This is a genomic window from Mycobacterium paraense, assembly GCF_002101815.1.
Lineage (GTDB): Bacteria > Actinomycetota > Actinomycetes > Mycobacteriales > Mycobacteriaceae > Mycobacterium > Mycobacterium paraense.
Genome location: NZ_LQPM01000044.1, coordinates 25485 through 43788, shown reverse-complemented (window position 1 = coordinate 43788; position 18304 = coordinate 25485). Strand labels below are relative to the sequence as shown.

The window sequence follows — 18304 nt, the reverse complement described above, 5'->3', positions numbered from 1 at the left end:
ATGTAAATGAGCGCGGGTCTGCCAACATGGTCGGCGTGAGTGACAGCGCGACAGAAATCAGCAACCTGATTTACGCCTACGCTGAGCTCCTCGACCGCGGAGACCTGGACAGCGTGGCCCGGCTCTTCGAGCACGGCCGCATCTGCGGGGTGGAGAACGGTCCACCCGAGACGGTGTTCGCCGGATCCGCCAGAGTGCGCGAGATGTACGAGATGGCCACTCGCCTCTACGAGGACGGCACCCCCAAGACCAAACACAACACCACCAACGTGCAGTTGCACATCGACGATGCGCAGGGAACCGCAAGCAGCACCTCGTATTACTGCGTCACCCAGGCCACCCCCGATCTGCCGCTACAGGTGATCGTGACCGGGCATTACAAGGACACCTTCCACCGGATCGACGGCGTCTGGCGCTTCGACAGCCGCACCATGTTCGTCGACCAGGTCGGCGACGTCAGCCATCACCTGAAGTTCTGACCCGGTGGGACATTCCGACCCCTTCGACCCGCTGGCCGTCATGGCCGACGCGCAGCGCAAGGAAGCGCTGGACGACTGGGGCCCCGGGGAGTTCGAACGCCCGCTGCGCGTGTTGCTGGCCGACTACGCGCGCGCCGACCTCAACGCCATCGGAATCCACATCCTGCGGTCAGGGATCGTGCACAGCCTGCGGATGCGGCTGCGGGCGGCCGAGTGGATCCGCCGCCACCCGGAGATCCTCGAGGAGCACATCACCGCGCCGGTCGTCGTCGTCGGAATGATGCGCAGCGGCACCACGCTGCTGCAGCGACTGCTGGCCGCCGACCCGCGCTTCGCGTGCGCCTACGGCTGGGAGGTGGTCGAGGTCGCGCCGCGGCTGGACCACGAATTCGCCGGCGTCGATCCCCGCATCGCGATCAGCGAGGCGCGGGAGGCCAAGTCCCGCGAACTCGCGCCGGAGCTGTTCGCCATCCACCCCATGTACGCGCGCGAGGCCGAGGAGGAGATCGTCTTTCTGGCCGACGCGTTCTTGTCGCACGTGCCCGAGTCCGGGTCCCACCTTCCGCATTACCGGGCCTGGCTCGACGAACAGGACTTCTCGCCGGCCTACGATCACCTGCACCGCATGCTGCAATTCCTGCAGTGGCAGAAGCGGCAACGGTTTTTCGGCGGTGGTCCGCCGCCGCAACGCTGGGTGCTCAAATCCCCTGCGCACCTTGGCTATCTGGACTTGCTGCGGGCGCGGTTTCCCGACGCGCACATCGTCCACATGCATCGCGACCCGCGGGCCACGATCGCGTCGGGGGCCAGCCTGAACGCCACCCTGCACGCGATGCACGCCGACGCCGTCGACAGGCCCCGGGTGGGCGCGCAGTGGCTGGAGCGGATGGGCTGGACCAATGACCGGGCGACGGCGGTGCGCGACGACTGGGCCGACCAGGCTTCCCGGGTCACCGACATCGGGTTCGACGACGCGGTGGCCGACCCGATCGGGCAGGTGGCCCGCGCCTACGACGCCGTCGGCCTGCCGCTCACCGCCCCGGCCGAGGAGGCGATGCGGCGCTGGCTCAAAGAGCGTCCCCGCGAGTTGGCACGCCCGCCCTACGGTCTCGGCGATTTCGGCCTGCGCGAGGAACAGGTCGACGAGCGATTTGCCTTATATAACAAGCGTTTTGAATCGTATATAGGAGAGCCGCATGCCTGACGATGCCGTCGCGACCGCGTCCCAACACGAACAGGAGTTGGCCGCCCTCGACCTGATCGAGCACCCCACCGTCAGGGCGGCCTATAAAACCGTGGCCGAGACGTGGCTGGGCCGCGCCAAGGCGTCCGACGCGATGCGCGAGCGGTTCGACGACGCGTTCGCGGAAGTGATGTTCTCGGCGGCGGTGTGGTCGTCCAACCAGGACAAGCTGCGGCCGAAGGTCAGCTGCATCACCCGGCTGGCGCATCCGGTGGACGGCCGCCGCATTCCCGGATCCCGTTGGGGCATCGACAATCCGGACAGTGTGTACCGGGTGATCCCGATCTCCGGCGACGAACGCTATGAGATCCACGGCCGGGTCGGCGCGAATCGCATGACCGAGAACTACTTCACGCTGTGGGACGCGCACATGGGCACCGTCGACGTGCTCAACGGCCGCACCATGGCGGTCGACTCCGACGGCGCCTTCACCATCACCGTCGACTCCGAGCCCGCCAACGGGCGGCCCAACCACGTGCGGACCACTCCCGAGGCCCACGAGTTCTACATCCGCGACGTGCTGCTGGATTGGGCTCGCGACGACCCCAATTACCTTGAGGTGCAACGCCTCGGCGGCGCGCCGGTGACGCCGGCGCGCACGCGCGACGAGCAGGCCGAGGCGACGGCGGCGATGATGGCCTACTTCGCCGACTTCACCGGCAAGCTCAGCCATGGCGTGTACAAGATGCCGGCCAACCATTTCAACCTGGCCTGGTCGGCGGACAAGGCCGGCGCGATGCGCAACCAGGTCTATGTGATGGGCCGCTTCGACCTCGCCCCGGACGAGGCGTTCGTGGTCGACCTCAACGACGGTGGCGCCGAATACTTCACCGTTCCGCTGAGCAACGTCTGGGGCACCACGCTGGACATCGTCGACCGCACCGGCAGCCTCAACAAGGCGCAGTCGGTCGCCAACGAGGACGGCACGTACACCTACGTGATCTCGCCGGTGGATCCCGGCGTGGCGAACTGGATCGACTCCGACGGGCTGGCCGAGGGCATCCTGACGCTGCGCATGGCGGAATTCGGCGACACCGGTCCGCGCGAAGACCTCGGCGCCCGCGGGCGCGTGGTCAAGCTGGATCGGCTCGACGCCGAGGTGCCTCACCTGCCGCGGGTGGGAGCGCAGGAGCGGGCGGCGCAACTCGCCGACCGGCGAGCCGGGTACCTGCGGCGCCTGCCGGAAGGGACGGCCTGAGATGGCGCGCTGGCTGATCACCGGATGCTCCACCGGCTTCGGCCGCGAAATCGCGCGCGCCGCGCTGGAAGCCGGGCACAGCGTGGTGGTGACCGCGCGCCGGGCGGAAACGGTGCAGGATTTGGCCGACGAATTCGCCGACCGCGCCGTGGCCGTCGCGCTCGACGTGACGGACGCCGCCCAGATCGCGGCCGCGGTCTCGGCGGCCGACGACGCGTTCGGCGGCATCGACGTCCTGGTCAACAACGCCGGCCACGGCTACCTGGCGGCGGTGGAAGAGGGCGAGGACGCCGAGGTTCGAAAGCTGTTCGACGTCAACTATTTCGGCGCAGTCGACATGATCAAGGCCGTGCTGCCGGCCATGCGTGCCCGCGGGTCCGGTCACATCATCAACATGTCATCGATGACCGGTCTGGTGGCCAACCCGCCCAACGCCTACTACTCGTCGACCAAGTTCGCGCTGGAGGCGATCACCGAGGCGCTGGCCACCGAGGTGCGGCCGCTGGGCATCAAGGTGACCGCCATCGAGCCGGGCGCCTTCCGCACCGACTGGGCGACGAGGTCGATGAAGGAGTCGGGCACCCCGATCGCCGACTACTCCGACGTCGCCGCGCGCAAAGACCTGATCAAGCAATTCGCCGATCACCTGCCGGGTGACCCGCGCAAGGTCGCCGAGGCCGTGCTCATGGTCACCAAACTCGACGACCCGCCGCTGCGGCTGCTGCTGGGCCGCGACGTCCTCAAGGCGATGCGCGACAAGATCGCCGCGACGTCGGCGTCGATGGAGGAGTGGAAGGCCGTCACCAAGGACGTCAACTTCCCCGCTTAGTCCCGCACGACGATGACGGTCTTGCCCGGACGCCGGCCGGGCTGCCGGCCGCTTTCGAACGCCTCGCGCCCCCGGTCGAGCGGAAACGTCCGCGCGATTTCCACCTTCAATCGCCCCTGATCGACGCGCGCGGCGAGCTCGGCGAGCTGGTCGCGGTTCGGCGTGACGATGAAGAAGGTGGCCGTCACGCCGTATTCGTCGGCCTTGCCGGCCGGCGGTGGCGCGGACAGAGTGATCAGCCGGCCGCCCGGGCGCAGCACGGCGAACGATCGGTCCAGCGTCTCGCCGCCCACCGTGTCGACGACGACGTCGTAGGCGGGGCCGCCCGCGTCGAACGCCTCGGCGCGCACGTCGATCACGCGCTGCGCGCCGAAGCCGCCGACCAGCTCGTGCGCGTCGCTGCGCACGGTGGCGGTGACCCGCGCGCCGAGCGTCGCGGCCAGCTGGACCGTCAGGGCGCCGACCCCGCCCGCCCCGCCGAGCACCAGCACCTCCTCACCGGGCCGGACCGCGGCGTGGTCGACCAGCGCCTGCCACGCGGTGAGCCCGGCCAGCGGGAGCGCGGCGGCGACAACGTGGGAGGCGGTCGACGGCTTGGCGGCCAGGTCGCCCGCCGGCACCGTGACGAATTCGGCCGCGGCGCCGTCGCGGTCGAATTCGATCAGCCCGTAGACCTCGTCCCCTGGCGCCAAACCCGCTACGCCCAAGCCGATTTCGGAGATCACACCGGACACCTCGTGGGACGGGATCACCGGGGTCCGGCTGGCGCCGTCGCGCGTCCAGGTCTCGTCCCACGTCAGCTCGTCGAAGGTGATGGCGGCCGCGTGTACCTCGATCAGGACCTCGCCCGGCGCGGGGACCGGGACGGGCGCGCGCTCGACGACCAGCACCTCGGGGCCGCCGCGCTGGTGCGCGCGCAGCGCCGTCATCTCGGTCACGGCAGCTTCCAATCGATCGGGTCGGCACCCAGCCCGGCGAGCAGCTCGTTGGCGCGGCTGAACGGCCGCGAGCCGAAGAACCCGCGCGACGCCGACAGCGGCGACGGGTGCGGCGACTCGATGGCCACGCAATTCCCTTCGGCCAGAACCGGTTTGAGCGTTGAAGCGTCGCGGCCCCAGAGGATGGCCACCAGGGGCCGCGCCCGCGCCGCCAGCGCGCGAATCGCGCACTCCGTCACCGCTTCCCAGCCCTTGCCCCGGTGCGACGCCGGATTGTTGGGGCGCACCGTGAGCACCCTGTTCAGCAGCAGCACCCCGCGCTCGGCCCACGGCGTCAGGTCGCCGCACGAGGGCGGCGGATGACCGAGGTCGGCGCAGTACTCGTCGAAGATGTTGGCCAGGCTGCGCGGCAGCGGACGCACGTCGGGGGCCACCGAGAAGCTCAGGCCGACGGCGTGCCCGGGGGTCGGGTAGGGGTCCTGCCCCACGATCAGCACCTTGACGTTGTCGAAGGGGTAGCTGAAGGCGCGCAACACGTTTGGCCCCGCCGGCAGGTACCGGCGCCCGGCGGCGATCTCGGCCCGCAGGAACTGCCCCATCTGGGCGACCTGCTCGGTCACCGGCGCCAGCGCCGCCGCCCAGCCCGGCTCGACGAGCTCGGCCAGCGGGCGCGCGGTCACTGCAGCCCCTGCACGAGCAGCACCACCGTGTCGGCGCCCGCCCGCCGGTCCTTGGCGATGTCCTCGTATTCCGGCGATTGCACGAAGGCGTGGAACGCCGCCTCGTCGGGGAAGGACATCAGCACCACCTTCTCGCGGTCCCACTCCCCCTCGACGACCTTCGGCGATTCGTCGGCGGCCAGCAACGTGCCGGGATGGCCGCGGAAGACGTCCATGAATCTCGCCTGGTACCGGTCGTAGACGGCCCGATCGGTGAATCTCAGCTGGGCGATCGCGTAGACGGTCACCGCGTCACACTAATACGACTGCCACCCCGCGTAGCCGCTCCACTCCGCGCCGTCGACGAGCACGCGGGCCGGCCCGTCGAGCACGGTGCCGACGACACGCCACCCGGCCGGTGGCCGACCGGCGAAGCAGGCCGCCAGGGCGTGGTCCTCGCCGCCGCCCAGCACCCACGCCAGGGGGTCGGCGCCGACGGCGGTCGCGGCCGAGGTCAGGGCGTCGCGGTCGGCGGCCAGCGCCGCGGTGGACACGTCGATGGCCACCCCCGACGCCTCGGCGACGTGCCGCAGGTCGGCGACCAGGCCGTCGGAGACGTCGATCATCGCCTGCGCCCCCGCCGCCGCGGCCGCCGCCCCCTGCCCGTAGGGCGGCTGCGGCACCAGGTGACGGCGTCGCAGGTCGTCAAAGCCGCCAATGCCCTTGTCCCACAGCGCGTATCCCGCGGCGGAGCGGCCCAGCTCGCCGGTGACGGCGAGCACCGATCCGGCCCTGGCCCCCGACCGCAGCACGGGCGCGCGGCCGTCGAGGTCGCCGAGCACCGTCACCGACAGCACCCAGAGGGGGCCGCTGACCAGGTCGCCGCCGGCGATGCCGGCGCCGATCCGCGCCGCCTCGTCCCACATCCCGTCGACCAGCGCGTCCACCCGCGCGGCCGGCGTGTCACCGGGTGCCGCGAATCCGGCCACGAACGCGGTGGGCCGCCCGCCCATCGCCTCGATATCGGCGGCGTTCTGGGCGATCGCCTTGCGGCCGACGTCGTGCGGTGTCGACCAGTCCAGCCGAAAGTGCCGGTCCTGCACCAGCACATCGGTCGAGATCAGGGTGCGGCCGTCGCCCGCGGCCAGCAGCGCCGCGTCGTCGCCGGGCCCCAGTAGGACCGCGCCGGGTTGCCGGCGGCCCCGCACCAATCGATCGATGACCGCGAACTCGCCGAGGCCGGCCAGCGTGGGGGACTCCCCCGAATCGTCGTCGCGCACGCCACCTCCTCCGGCTCCTCGCGGCCGGTAAGTTGGATTCCTGCCCGCGCGAGCGGACCGCGCCAGTCTACGAGATCAGGAGGTGCGCGGGCGGTGGAGACCGATCCCGAGGCCGTCGCCGGCGCCGACGCGGGGCCGCCGCGCGCCGTGCTCATCGCCGCGGTGGCGCTGGCCGTCGTGGCGCTCGGCGTGATCCTGGCCGTCGCGGCGACCCGCCAGGCGCCGCCGCCACCGGTCGTCGTCCCCGCCGCCCCGGCGCCGCACGCGTCCGACGGCGCGTGCCGGTCACTGGCCGCCGCGCTGCCGCAGCGGCTCGGGGACTATCAGCGCGCCACGCTGGCGGAGCCGGCCCCGGAGGGCGCGGCGGCCTGGCGAACCGGGTCCGGCGGCGAGCCGGTGGTGTTGCGCTGCGGGCTGGACCGCCCGGCCGAGTTCGTGGTGGGATCCCCGATCCAGGTCGTCGACCGGGTGCAGTGGTTCGAGGTTTCGGCCGGCCAGCAATCCGCCGGTGACGCCGGCAGGTCCACCTGGTACGCGGTCGACCGGCCCGTGTACGTCGCGCTCACGCTGCCGTCGGGATCGGGGCCGACGCCCATCCAGCAGCTCTCCGAGGTGATCGACCACACCATGGCGGCCGTGCCGATCAACCCCGCGCCCGCTCGTTAGCCAAGACCCATGGCGGCCGCGCCGAGCGTGAAGCTGTTGCGAAAAATCCGCAGAAAACTCGCAGTAGCTTCACGTTCGGCGAAGCGGAGAAGCGTTAGCGAAGCCCGACGCCGCGAGCCAGCGCCGTCTGCACCATGGTCGCCAGCAGGGTGGGATAGTCGACGCCGCTGGCGGCCCACATCCTCGGGTACATCGAGATGGTGGTGAACCCCGGCATCGTGTTGATCTCGTTGATGATCGGGCCGTCCTCGGTCAGGAAGAAGTCCACCCGGGCCAGGCCCTGGCAATCGATGGCCTTGAACGCCCGAATCGCCAACTGGCGCACCGCATCCGCGACGTCGTCGTCGACCTTCGCGGGCACGTCCAGTTCGGCCGCGTCGTCGAGGTATTTCGTCGCGAAGTCGTAGAAGGAGTCCTCGCGCCCGCGCACCCCGACCACCCGGATCTCGCCCACCGTGCTGGCTTCGACTGTGCCGTCCGGCATTTCGAGGACGCCGCACTCCAGCTCGCGTCCGCTGATCGCCGCCTCGACGATCACCTTCGGATCGTGCCGGCGCGCATCGGCCACCGCCGCGGCCAGTTCGTCCCAGCTCGCGACCCGGCTGACGCCGATCGAGGAACCGCCCCGCGCGGGTTTGACGAACACCGGCAAACCGAGCCGCTCGCGCTCCTCGAGGTCCAGCGTCGCCCGCGGGGGCCGCAGCACCGCGTGCGGGCCGACCGGAAGTCCTTCGGCGACAAGGAGCTTCTTGGTGAACTCCTTGTCCATGCCCGCGGCGCTGGCCAGCACGCCGGCACCGACGTACGGCACACCGGCGAGTTCGAGCAGGCCCTGGATGGTGCCGTCCTCGCCGTAGGGGCCGTGCAGCACCGGGAACACCACGTCGACCGACGCCAGGACATCGCTCGCGCCGGGCTGCAGGGACACCAGTTGACCGCTGCGCCGCGGGTCGGCGGGCAGGGCCAGCTCGGTGCCCGATGCGGCGGTCACCTCGGGCAGCCGCCGGTTGCTGATCGCCAGCGCGTCGGGGTCCCCGTCGGTGAGCACCCACGAGCCCTCCGGGGTGATGCCGACCGCGACGACCTCGAAACGCTGCGGGTCGAGGTTGCGCAGGATGCTGCCCGCGGACACGCAGGAGATGGCGTGCTCGTTGCTGCGCCCGCCGAAGACGACGGCGACGCGAACGCGCTCGCTGGGACCCACAACCTTCAGAGGCTACCGGGTGCGGGGCCGCCGGGTCGGATGCCGGGCCGCTAGCTGGGGTTTCGGCGGCCCGGGCGGCTCATTCCGGCTTGGTGCTGCGACCGAGCAGCAGCGCCATCGCCTCGTCCACCGACAACCCCTTGTGGCACACCCGGTGCACGGCGTCGGTGAGCGGCATTTCGACGTCGTAGCTCGACGCCAGCGCGAGCACCGCCTGACACGACGTCACCCCCTCGACGACGTGCCCGTGGCCCGCCTGCGTGGCCGACTCCATGGTCCCGCCGCGGCCCAGCCGTTCGCCGAACGACCGGTTGCGCGAATGCGGCGAGGTGCAGGTGGCGACCAGGTCGCCCACGCCCGCCAGCCCGGCCAGCGTCGCGCCCTTGGCGCCGAGCGCGATCCCGAGCCGCATGATCTCCGCCAATCCGCGGGTGATGATCGCGGCCGCGGTGTTCTCGCCGAGCCCGACGCCGGCCGCCATCCCGCACGCGAGCGCGATCACGTTCTTGCATGCCCCGCCGATCTCGGTGCCGACCACATCGCTGTTGGTATAGGGGCGGAAGTACCCGCTGTTGAGCATGCGCTGCACCGCGACCGCCCGGCCGGAGTCGCTGCACGCGACGACCGTGGCGGTGGGCTGGCATTCGGCGATCTCGCTGGCCAGGTTCGGGCCCGAGATGACGGCGACCTGCGCCGGGTCCACCCCGGTCACCGAAATGATGACCTGGCTCATGCGCATGAGCGTGCCCAGCTCGATGCCCTTGGCGAGGCTGACCAGGGTCGCGCCGTCGGCCACTAGCGGGGCCCACCGCTCGAGGTTGGCGCGCATCGTCTGCGCCGGAACCCCGAGCAGCACCGTCGTCACGCCGGCCAGGGCGTCGGCGGCGTCCGCGGTGGCCCGGATGCCCGGCGGCAACGGGGTGCCGGGCAGGTAGTCGGGGTTGTACCGGGTGGCATTGATCTCGTCGGCGACCTCGGAGCGCCGGGCCCACAGCACGACCTCCTCCCCGGCGTCGGCCAGCACCTTGGCCAGCGCCGTGCCCCAGGCACCGGCGCCCATCACCGCAATGGCGCCCTCTGAACCGGCCATCTGCCATCCCGTCTGTCTGTTCGTCGTCCTGTCGGTGCCGTCACGCTACCGTGGCGCCCGGCCGCCGCGGTCGCGCTGGCAGGATGGCCCCATGAGCGGCACTCGGGCCGACGGTGCGGGCGACGGCGCCGGTGACGTGGCGTTGATCATCGCCGTCAAGCGGTTGGCCGCCGCCAAGACCCGGCTGGCACCGGTGTTCTCGGCGCGGACCCGCGAACGGGTGGTGCTGGCCATGCTGATCGACACGCTGACCGCCGCGTCCGGCGTCGCCGCGCTGGGCTCGATCACCGTCATCACCCCCGACGACGCCGCCGCGGCCGCCGCAGCCGAGCTGGGCGCCGGCGTGCTCGCCGATCCGACGCCGGAGGGCAACAGCGACCCGCTCAACAGCGCGATCGCCACCGCGGAACGGGCGGTGTCCGAATCATTCGCGAATATCGTTGTGCTGCAAGGTGATTTGCCCGCGTTGCAGACCCAGGAGCTGGCCGAGGCGATCGCCGCCGCGCGCCATCACCGGCGCAGCTTCGTCGCCGACCGGTTGGCGACGGGAACCGCCGCGCTGTGCGCGTTCGGCGCCCCGCTGGATCCGCAGTTCGGGCCGGATTCGTGCGCGCGGCACCGCCGTTCGGGCGCGATCGAGCTGACGGGAGCGTGGCCGGGCCTGCGCTGCGACGTCGATACGCCCGCCGACCTGACGGCCGCCCGCCGCCTCGGCGTCGGGTCGGCGACGGCCCGGGCCGTCGCGCAGCACTAACCTGTACGACCGGTGAACTGCGCGCCAACGGCCGATGGATGTCCGTCGGGCGCTAGCAGCACCAGCGGGAATGAGCAATGATCGCAGGGTGACCGAAATCGAAGCCGAGGCGCGCCTCGAAGAATCCGCGTGGCAAACCGACGACTCGACCGTGGGCGCACCTCCTGCCGCCACCCAGGCCGCGATCGATGACGCGCTGCCCGAGGACCGTTACCTCAATCGGGAGCTGAGCTGGCTGGACTTCAACGCGCGCGTGCTCGCGCTGGCGGACGACAACTCGCTGCCGCTGCTGGAGCGCGCGAAGTTCTTGGCGATCTTCGCTTCCAATCTCGACGAGTTCTACATGGTGCGGGTGGCCGGCCTCAAGCGCCGCGACGAGATGGGGCTGTCCGTGCGCTCGGCCGACGGCCTCACGCCGCGCGAGCAACTGGCCCTCATCGGCGAGCACACCCAGCGGATCGCGACCCGGCACGCCCGCGTGTTCCTCGATTCCGTGGAGCCGGCGCTGGCCGCCGAAGGCATCCACATCGTCACGTGGGCCGATCTGGAACCCGAGGAGCGCGAGGAACTGTCGACGTATTTCAACGAGCAGGTCTTCCCGGTCCTGACGCCGTTGGCCGTCGACCCCGCCCACCCCTTCCCGTTCGTCAGCGGGCTGAGTCTGAACCTGGCGGTCATGGTGCGCCAGCCCGAGGACGGCGGCCAGCACTTCGCCCGCGTCAAGGTGCCCAACAACGTCGATCGCTTCGTCGAACTCGAGACCCGCGGCGATGCCGAGGGCGGTGAGGGGCCCACCATAATCCGCTACCTGCCAATGGAAGAGCTGATCGCGGCCTTCCTGCCGGTGCTCTTCCCGGGCATGGAGATCGTGCAGCATCACGCGTTCCGCATCACCCGCAACGCCGACTACGAGGTGGAAGAGGACCGCGACGAAGACCTGCTGCAAGCGCTGGAGCGAGAGCTGGCGCGCCGCCGGTTCGGTTCGCCGGTCCGGCTCGAGGTCGCCGACGACATGACCGAGAGCATGCTGGAGTTGCTGCTGCGCGAGCTCGACGTCAATCCCGGTGATGTCATCGAGGTGCCCGGCCTGCTCGATCTGTCGTCGTTGTGGCAGATCTACGGACTGGACCGGCCGGCGCTGAAAGACCCGGCCTTCGTTCCGTCCACCAGCCCCGCCTTCGTCGACCGCGAAACACCGCGGAGCATCTTCGCGACGCTGCGCGAAGGCGATGTGCTGCTTCATCATCCGTACGAATCGTTCTCCACCAGCGTGCAGCGATTCATCGAGCAGGCCGCCGCCGATCCCAACGTGCTGGCCATCAAGCAGACGCTGTACCGCACCTCCGGTGACTCGCCGATCGTCCGGGCGCTCATCGCCGCCGCCGAGGCCGGAAAGCAAGTGGTGGCAATGGTGGAGATCAAGGCGCGCTTCGACGAGCAGGCCAACATTCGCTGGGCGCGCACATTGGAGCAGGCGGGCGTGCACGTGGTGTACGGGTACGTCGGACTCAAGACGCACTGCAAGACCTGCCTGGTGGTGCGCCGCGAGGGCCCAACGATCCGCCGGTACTGCCACATCGGGACCGGCAACTACAACGGCAAGACGGCCCGGCTGTACGAGGACGTCGGCCTGCTCACGGCCTCACCGGAAATCGGCGCCGACCTGACGGACCTGTTCAATTCGCTCACCGGCTATTCGCGGAAGGTGTCCTACCGCAATTTGTTGGTGGCACCGCACAGCATCCGCACCGGCATCATCGAACGCGTCGAGCGTGAGATCGCCGCGCACCGCGAAAGCGGCGGCGGGCGGATCCGGATGAAGATGAACGCTCTGGTCGACGAGCAGGTCATCGACGCGCTGTACCGCGCCTCCCGCGCCGGCGTGCGGGTGGAGATCGTGGTGCGCGGCATCTGCGCGCTGCGCCCCGGCGCGGAAGGCTTTTCGGAGAACATCTCGGTGCGTTCGATCCTCGGCCGATTCCTGGAGCACTCGCGGATCATGCATTTCAACCGCATCAACGAGTTCTGGATCGGCAGCGCCGACATGATGCACCGCAACCTCGACCGACGCGTCGAGGCGCTGGTTCAGGTCAAGGATCCCCGGCTCACCGCGTACCTGGACGACTTGTTCGAGTCCGCGCTGAACCCGTCCACCCGGTGCTGGGAGCTCGGCGCCGACGGCCAGTGGATCGCGTCGCCGCGGGACGGCCACTCGGTGCGCGACCATCAGGAATCGCTGATGGAGCTGCATCGGAGCGCCTGAGGCGATGTGGTAGCTTTCCTGGTCGCGCCCACGGCCGTGCGTACCTCGCCGAATTGACCTGCAGGAGTTGAGTTGCCAACCCAGAACTCGTCCGCCACTCGGCGCTCGGGGAGTCGGGTCGTGTACGCCGCGGGCGCCGTGCTGTGGCGACCCGCGGATGACGGCAACCCCGGCCTCGAGGTCGCCGTCATCCATCGCCCCCGATACGACGACTGGTCGCTGCCCAAGGGCAAGGTGGATCCCGGCGAGACGGCGCCCGTGGCGGCGGTGCGAGAAGTACTCGAGGAGACCGGTCACGGCGCCATCCTCGGCCGGCGGCTGGACGTGGTGAGCTACCCGATCGAGCAGGGCGTCAAAAAGGTTCACTACTGGACCGCGCGCAGCACCGGCGGCGAATTCACGCCGGGCAACGAGGTCGACGAACTGGTCTGGTTGCCGCTCGCCGAAGCCAAGGACAGACTCACCTACCCGCACGACCGAAAGATGTTGCGCCACTTCGCAAAACAGCCTGCCGACACGCAGACGGTGCTGGTGGTCCGGCACGGCACCGCGGGCAGGAAGTCACGGTTCAAGGGCGACGACACCAAACGACCGCTGGATAAGCGGGGGCGCGCGCAGGCCGAAGCCCTGGTGCCGCAACTGCTCGCCTTCGGCGCCTCCGCCGTGTACGCGGCCGACCGGCTCCGCTGTCACCAGACCGTCGAACCGCTCGCCGAGGAGCTCGGTGTCGCCGTGCACAACGAACCCGCCCTCACCGAGGAGTCCTACGCGAAGAACCCCAAGCGCGCCCGCCACCGGATGCTCGACATCGCCAAGGAGGGCGGCACCCCGGTGATTTGCACGCAGGGCAAGGTGATTCCGGACCTGATCGCCTGGTGGTGCGAACGCGACGGAGTGCGCGCCGATAAATCCCGCAACCACAAGGGCAGTACGTGGGTGCTGTCCCTATCCGGCGGCCGGCTGGTGTCGGCCGACCACATCGGCGGCGCGCTGGCCGCCAACGTGCGGGCCTGACACGCGAATACCCTCCGGGTGGCGTTGCGGCCACCCCGGAGGGTATTCACGTAGCGGAACTTCTTAGCGGCGGCCGCGCCGCGCGGTGGCCTTCTTGGCGGGAGCCTTGCGGGCCGGAGCCTTGCTCGCGGCCTTCTTGGCCGGCGCCCTCTTCACCGCGGCCTTCTTGGCGGGAGCCTTCTTGGCGGCGGTCTTCTTGGCGGGAGCCTTCTTCACCGCGGCCTTCTTGGCGGGAGCCTTCTTCACCGCAGCCTTCTTGGCCGGAGCCTTCTTGGCGGCGGCCTTCTTGGCGGGGGCCTTCTTGGCGGCGGCCTTCTTGGCCGGAGCCTTGCTCGCGGCCTTCTTGGCCGGAGCCTTCTTCGCGGCCTTCTTTACTGCGCCGCCTGCCACAACACCACGCTTCACTGCTGGTCCTTCCGACGGGAGGCGCTGCGCGCCAGACACAACCGCTTTGAATTGGGCACCGGGCCGGAACGCGGGAACCGATGTCGGCTTTACCTTTACCGTCTCGCCGGTACGCGGGTTACGGGCCACGCGCGCCGCGCGCCGCCGCTGCTCGAACACACCGAACCCGGTAATGGTGACGCTGTCGCCCTTGTGCACCGCACGCACAATCGTGTCGACGACATTCTCGACGGCAGCGGTCGCCTGCCGACGGTCCGAGCCCAATTTCTGTGTGAGCACATCTATGAGCTCTGCTTTGTTCATCCAAACCCTCCGAAGCTAGTGGTCCTCGTTTTGGGAACCGACTAGTGGACACGGTAAACCCTCACCCAGCAAATTTCCAAGAGCCACGCGCAATTTCGCCGACCGAACGGCGGAACTTTTCGCAATCTGGTTGCCGCCCTTGACCGGTGGCCCGACCGCGAAATCGGCGGGTTTAGTTAGCCGACCGAGAAGAAAATCCGTCCCGATCGACCGTTCAGGAGGCGGGCGAAGTGTGCGGTTTCCACTGCGGGCGCGCGGCCTCGAAGGCCTCGATGTTGTCGAGTTTCCGCAGCGTAAGGGCTATATCGTCGAGACCCTCGAGCAGTCGGTAGGCCGTGTGGTCGTCAATCTTGAACGGCAGCACCGTCGTTCCGGCGGTGATATTTCGATCTTGAAGATTGGCAGTGATTTCCAAGCCCGGACTGCCCTCGATCAGCTTCCAAAGGAGTTCCACGCCGTCCTGAGAAACTTCTGCGGCCAGCAGGCCCGCCTTGCCGGCGTTGCCCCGAAAAATGTCACCGAATCGAGACGAGATGACGACCCGGAACCCGTAGTCCATGAGCGCCCACACCGCATGCTCGCGCGACGAACCCGTGCCGAAATCGGGCCCGGCGACCAGAACCGAGCCGCGGTCAAAGGGGCTGAGATTGAGCACGAATGAGGGATCCGAACGCCACGTGGCGAACAATCCGTCCTCGAAACCGGTTCGGGTAACGCGCTTCAAAAACGCGGCGGGAATGATCTGATCGGTGTCGACATTCGACCGCCGCAGCGGCACGCCGATACCCGTGTGGGTGCGAAAGGCTTCCATTTTCGTCCTCGATTCGAAGTCAGTTGGAGTGCAAGTCGGCCGGCGCGGACAGCCTGCCCCGCACCGCGGTCGCGGCGGCCACGGCCGGCGACACCAGGTGCGTGCGCCCGCCTTTGCCCTGCCGCCCTTCGAAGTTGCGGTTGGACGTCGCGGCGCACCGCTCCCCCGGCGAAAGCTGATCGGGGTTCATGCCCAGGCACATCGAGCATCCCGCCTGACGCCATTCGGCGCCGGCGGCGGTGAAGATCTCGCCGAGCCCTTCGGCCTCGGCCTGCGCGCGCACCCGCATGGAGCCGGGCACGACCAGCATTCGCACCCCGTCGGCGACCTTGCGACCGCGCAGCACATCGGCCACCGCGCGCAGGTCTTCGATACGACCATTGGTACAAGAACCGACGAACACGGCGTCGACGCCGATATCGCGCATCGGCGTCCCGGGCCGAAGGTCCATGTACGCCAAGGCTTTCTCGGCGGCCTGCCGCTCGCCGTCGTCGCCGATCAGTTCGGGGTCGGGCACGGCCGCGTCCAGGGGCACCCCCTGGCCGGGATTCGTCCCCCACGTGACGAACGGGCTCAGCGCGGCCGCGTCGAGATAGACCTCGGTGTCGAAGACGGCGCCGGGATCGGTGCGCAGCTGCTGCCAGTACTCGACGGCGGCATCCCACTGCGCGCCGGTGGGCGCGTGCGGGCGCCCGCGCAGGAATTCGTACGTGGTCTCGTCCGGCGCCACCATGCCCGCCCGGGCGCCGGCCTCGATGCTCATGTTGCAGACCGTCATCCGGCCCTCCATGGACAGCGATTCGATGGCGCTGCCCCGGTATTCGATGACGTGACCCTGCCCACCGCCGGTGCCGATCTTCGCGATCAGAGCGAGGATGATGTCCTTGGCGGTGACGCCGGCGGGCAGCGTGCCGTCGACGTTGACCGCCATCGTCTTGAAGGGGCGCAACGGCAGGGTCTGGGTGGCCAGCACGTGCTCGACCTCCGAGGTGCCAATCCCCATGGCCAGCGCGCCAAATGCGCCGTGGGTGGACGTGTGACTATCGCCACAGACGATCGTCATGCCCGGCTGGGTGAGGCCCAATTGCGGGCCGACGACGTGCACGATGCCCTGATCGATGTCGCCCATGGGGTAGAGCCGGACGCCGAATTCGGCGCAGTTGCGCCGCAACGTCTCGACCTGCGTGCGCGAGATGGGGTCGGCGATCGGCTTGTCGATGTCGACCGTGGGCACGTTGTGGTCCTCGGTGGCCAGCGTCAGGTCGGGGCGTCGCACCGGCCGGCCGGCCAACCGGAGCCCATCGAAAGCCTGCGGGCTGGTGACCTCGTGCACCAGGTGCAGATCGATGTAGATCAGGTCTGGGGCGTCGGCCTGTTCGGCTTCGCCGCCTCTCACCACAACGTGGTCGTCCCAGACCTTTTCGGCCAGGGTGCGCGGTTTGTCGGGTCCCATCTCGAATTCGCCTCTGTTCGGTCTTTCATCGTTTCTCATAATATGAGACGCTAGTATCTCCCTATGAGACAGCATAGCGGCATCGGCGTCCTGGACAAAGCGGTGGTCGTGCTGCACACCATCGCGGAATCCCCCTGCGGGCTGGCCGAACTGTGCGAGCGCACCGGGCTGCCCAGGGCCACCGCCTACCGGCTGGCCGCCGCCCTCGAGGTCCATCGGCTGCTCGCGCGCGACGACGCGGGGCGCTGGGGGCTGGGTCCGGCGGTAAGCGAACTGGCGGCGCGGGTCAACGACCCGCTGCTGGCCGCCAGCGCGGCGGTGCTGCCCGCGCTGCGCGAGACCACCGGCGAGAGCATCCAGCTGTATCGGCGCGAGGGCACCTCGCGGGTCTGCGTGGCCGCCCTGGAACCGGCTGCGGGTCTTCGCGATACGGTTCCGGTCGGCGCGCGGTTGCCGATGACGGCGGGCTCCGGGGCCAAGGTGCTGCTCGCCTATGCCGACGCCGCCACGCAGAAAGCCGTACTGCCGGCGGCGAAATTCACCGACCGGACGCTGGCCGACGTGCGCCGGCGCGGCTGGGCGCAAAGCGTGGCCGAGCGCGAGCCCGGTGTGGCCAGCGTCTCGGCGCCGGTGCGCGACAACCGCGGTGAGGTCGTCGCGGCGATCTCGGTGTCGGGACCCGTCGACCGGATCGGCCGGCGCCCCGGGGCCCGCTGGGCCGCCGATCTGCTGTCCGCCGCGGAAGCGCTCACCCGCCGGCTTTAGTCGCGCGCCGCGCCGCGTGTGTGTCCAGGGCGCCAACATCGCACTTTCCCCGCCTTCAGCGCACACACAAAAGCCTCCAGTGCACACGCACCGGTTCACGCATCACCGCGGCGGCGAGTGTGTATCCAGGGCGCCGAGTGTGCGTTCAGGGCGCCCTGCACGCACACCGAAAAGCAACCTGACACACTGACCGCCATGGGAACCAATCAGCGCGCGAGCATCGTCATGTCCGAAGACGAGATCGCCGACTTCGTCGTGAAGAGCCGCACCGGCACGCTGGCCACCGTCGGCCCCGACGGGCAGCCGCACCTGACCGCGATGTGGTACGCCGTCGTCGACGGCGAGGTCTGGCTCGAGACCAAGGCCAAGTCGCAGAAGGCGGTCAACCTGACCCGGGATCCCCGGGTGAGCTTCCTGATCGAGGACGGCGACACCTACGACACGCTGCGTGGGGTGTCCTTCGAGGGCGTCGCCGAGATCGTCGACGATCCGGACGTCGCGCACCGGGTGGGGGTCAGCGTTTTCGAGCGTTACACCGGCCCCTACACCGACGACATGAAGCCCTTCGTCGAGCAGATGATGAACAAGCGGGTCTGCGTGCGCATCGTCGCGCGCCGCGCGCGCTCGTGGGATCACCGCAAGCTCGGGTTGCCGCAGATGCCGGTGGGCGGATCGACCGCGCCGGCCGCGCTGCGGACCGGCCAATAGATTTTGTAGCCCCGATGGGATTCGAACCCACGCTACCGCCGTGAGAGGGCGGCGTCCTAGGCCGCTAGACGACGGGGCCAGAACCGATCCGAGCTGCCAGCATAGCTCACCTCAGAAGGGCGACCTAATCGCTGACCGTGCTGCGATTTTGCTGGGGTACCAGGACTCGAACCTAGAATGGCTGAACCAGAATCAGCTGTGTTGCCAATTACACCATACCCCATTGGCGACCTAAAACCGCT

General features: G+C 69.6%; 19 protein-coding genes and 2 tRNA genes. 10 read left to right on the top strand and 11 right to left on the bottom strand.

Annotation, left to right across the window (positions count from 1 at the left end; genetic code table 11):
* Nucleotides 1–35 precede the first annotated feature (35 nt).
* The 4 genes from AWB89_RS25155 to AWB89_RS25140 are packed head-to-tail and all read left to right on the top strand — an operon-like array spanning nt 36 to nt 3749.
* Nucleotides 36–479, top strand: a complete 444-nt coding sequence (locus AWB89_RS25155; RefSeq protein WP_085103094.1) for a nuclear transport factor 2 family protein — start codon at nt 36–38, stop codon at nt 477–479.
* Nucleotides 480–519: 40 nt separating this feature from the next.
* Nucleotides 520–1683: a sulfotransferase family protein gene (locus AWB89_RS25150; RefSeq protein WP_085177411.1), complete on the top strand. Its 1164-nt coding sequence runs from the start codon at nt 520–522 to the stop codon at nt 1681–1683.
* A complete protein-coding gene (locus AWB89_RS25145) occupies nt 1676–2920 on the top strand; it encodes a hypothetical protein (protein WP_085177360.1) in 1245 nt (414 codons plus the stop codon). Before AWB89_RS25150 ends, AWB89_RS25145 begins: the two co-directional genes overlap by 8 nt.
* A gap of 1 nt (nt 2921) precedes the next feature.
* On the top strand, nt 2922–3749 hold the full coding sequence (locus AWB89_RS25140) for an oxidoreductase (protein WP_085177358.1): 828 nt from the start codon (nt 2922–2924) through the stop codon (nt 3747–3749).
* Here the strand turns inward: AWB89_RS25140 and AWB89_RS25135 are convergent.
* Genes AWB89_RS25135 through AWB89_RS25120 form a run of 4 tightly spaced genes read right to left on the bottom strand, consistent with a single transcriptional unit; the run spans nt 3746 to nt 6626 of the window.
* Nucleotides 3746–4678 carry an NADP-dependent oxidoreductase gene (locus tag AWB89_RS25135; protein WP_085177409.1) on the bottom strand — a complete coding sequence of 311 codons (933 nt, stop codon included), beginning with the start codon at nt 4676–4678 and terminating at the stop codon, nt 3746–3748. The two genes, AWB89_RS25140 and AWB89_RS25135, sit on opposite strands and share 4 nt — an antisense overlap.
* Before the next feature lie 5 nt (nt 4679–4683).
* Nucleotides 4684–5367 carry a uracil-DNA glycosylase gene (locus AWB89_RS25130; RefSeq protein ID WP_085102485.1) on the bottom strand — a complete coding sequence of 228 codons (684 nt, stop codon included), beginning with the start codon at nt 5365–5367 and terminating at the stop codon, nt 4684–4686.
* The gene (locus AWB89_RS25125; protein WP_085177356.1) at nt 5364–5654 is read right to left on the bottom strand and encodes a DUF1330 domain-containing protein; all 291 of its coding nucleotides are present in this window, start codon (nt 5652–5654) and stop codon (nt 5364–5366) included. The genes AWB89_RS25130 and AWB89_RS25125 overlap by 4 nt, the downstream gene beginning before the upstream one ends.
* 9 nt (nt 5655–5663) lie before the next feature.
* The gene (locus tag AWB89_RS25120) at nt 5664–6626 is read right to left on the bottom strand and encodes a thiamine-phosphate kinase (RefSeq protein ID WP_085177354.1); all 963 of its coding nucleotides are present in this window, start codon (nt 6624–6626) and stop codon (nt 5664–5666) included.
* Nucleotides 6627–6719: 93 nt separating this feature from the next.
* Here AWB89_RS25120 and AWB89_RS25115 point away from each other — a divergent pair, with 93 nt between their 5' ends.
* The gene (locus AWB89_RS25115) at nt 6720–7292 is read left to right on the top strand and encodes a DUF3515 domain-containing protein (RefSeq protein ID WP_085177352.1); all 573 of its coding nucleotides are present in this window, start codon (nt 6720–6722) and stop codon (nt 7290–7292) included.
* A gap of 94 nt (nt 7293–7386) precedes the next feature.
* Here AWB89_RS25115 and AWB89_RS25110 read toward each other — a convergent pair whose 3' ends face one another.
* Entirely contained in the window at nt 7387–8496 is a 1110-nt protein-coding gene (locus tag AWB89_RS25110) for a D-alanine--D-alanine ligase family protein (RefSeq protein WP_085102477.1), read from the bottom strand.
* 79 nt (nt 8497–8575) lie between these two features.
* The gene (locus tag AWB89_RS25105) at nt 8576–9586 is read right to left on the bottom strand and encodes an NAD(P)H-dependent glycerol-3-phosphate dehydrogenase (protein ID WP_085102475.1); all 1011 of its coding nucleotides are present in this window, start codon (nt 9584–9586) and stop codon (nt 8576–8578) included.
* Nucleotides 9587–9677: 91 nt separating this feature from the next.
* Here AWB89_RS25105 and cofC point away from each other — a divergent pair, with 91 nt between their 5' ends.
* The 3 genes from cofC (at nt 9678) to mutT1 (ending at nt 13617) form a co-directional block, all read left to right on the top strand.
* The gene (cofC, locus tag AWB89_RS25100) at nt 9678–10340 is read left to right on the top strand and encodes a 2-phospho-L-lactate guanylyltransferase (protein WP_085177407.1); all 663 of its coding nucleotides are present in this window, start codon (nt 9678–9680) and stop codon (nt 10338–10340) included.
* Nucleotides 10341–10410: 70 nt separating this feature from the next.
* Nucleotides 10411–12603, top strand: coding sequence for an RNA degradosome polyphosphate kinase (locus AWB89_RS25095; protein ID WP_139830824.1), 2193 nt, complete (start codon nt 10411–10413; stop codon nt 12601–12603).
* A gap of 72 nt (nt 12604–12675) precedes the next feature.
* Nucleotides 12676–13617 (top strand): 8-oxo-(d)GTP phosphatase MutT1, encoded by a 942-nt coding sequence (gene mutT1 / locus AWB89_RS25090; protein WP_085177350.1) that lies wholly within the window; start codon nt 12676–12678, stop codon nt 13615–13617.
* 63 nt (nt 13618–13680) lie between these two features.
* On the opposite strand, the gene AWB89_RS25085 is transcribed toward mutT1, so the two are convergent.
* From AWB89_RS25085 to leuC, 3 genes are all read right to left on the bottom strand, one after another.
* Nucleotides 13681–14325, bottom strand: a complete 645-nt coding sequence (locus tag AWB89_RS25085) for an HU family DNA-binding protein (RefSeq protein WP_085102466.1) — start codon at nt 14323–14325, stop codon at nt 13681–13683.
* Nucleotides 14326–14539: 214 nt separating this feature from the next.
* On the bottom strand, nt 14540–15136 hold the full coding sequence (leuD, locus tag AWB89_RS25080) for a 3-isopropylmalate dehydratase small subunit (protein WP_085102463.1): 597 nt from the start codon (nt 15134–15136) through the stop codon (nt 14540–14542).
* A gap of 19 nt (nt 15137–15155) precedes the next feature.
* Entirely contained in the window at nt 15156–16589 is a 1434-nt protein-coding gene (gene leuC / locus AWB89_RS25075; RefSeq protein ID WP_085177347.1) for a 3-isopropylmalate dehydratase large subunit, read from the bottom strand.
* 63 nt (nt 16590–16652) lie between these two features.
* Between leuC and AWB89_RS25070 the strand changes: the two genes are divergently transcribed.
* Together AWB89_RS25070 and AWB89_RS25065 are read left to right on the top strand one after the other, a co-directional pair.
* Entirely contained in the window at nt 16653–17354 is a 702-nt protein-coding gene (locus tag AWB89_RS25070) for an IclR family transcriptional regulator (protein ID WP_085177345.1), read from the top strand.
* 195 nt (nt 17355–17549) lie between these two features.
* The gene (locus AWB89_RS25065; RefSeq protein WP_085102456.1) at nt 17550–18062 is read left to right on the top strand and encodes a pyridoxamine 5'-phosphate oxidase family protein; all 513 of its coding nucleotides are present in this window, start codon (nt 17550–17552) and stop codon (nt 18060–18062) included.
* 6 nt (nt 18063–18068) lie between these two features.
* On the opposite strand, the gene AWB89_RS25060 is transcribed toward AWB89_RS25065, so the two are convergent.
* Together AWB89_RS25060 and AWB89_RS25055 are read right to left on the bottom strand one after the other, a co-directional pair.
* Nucleotides 18069–18141: transfer RNA gene (locus tag AWB89_RS25060), tRNA-Glu, on the bottom strand.
* Nucleotides 18142–18213: 72 nt separating this feature from the next.
* Nucleotides 18214–18285 (bottom strand) — tRNA-Gln (locus tag AWB89_RS25055).
* Nucleotides 18286–18304 lie beyond the last annotated feature (19 nt).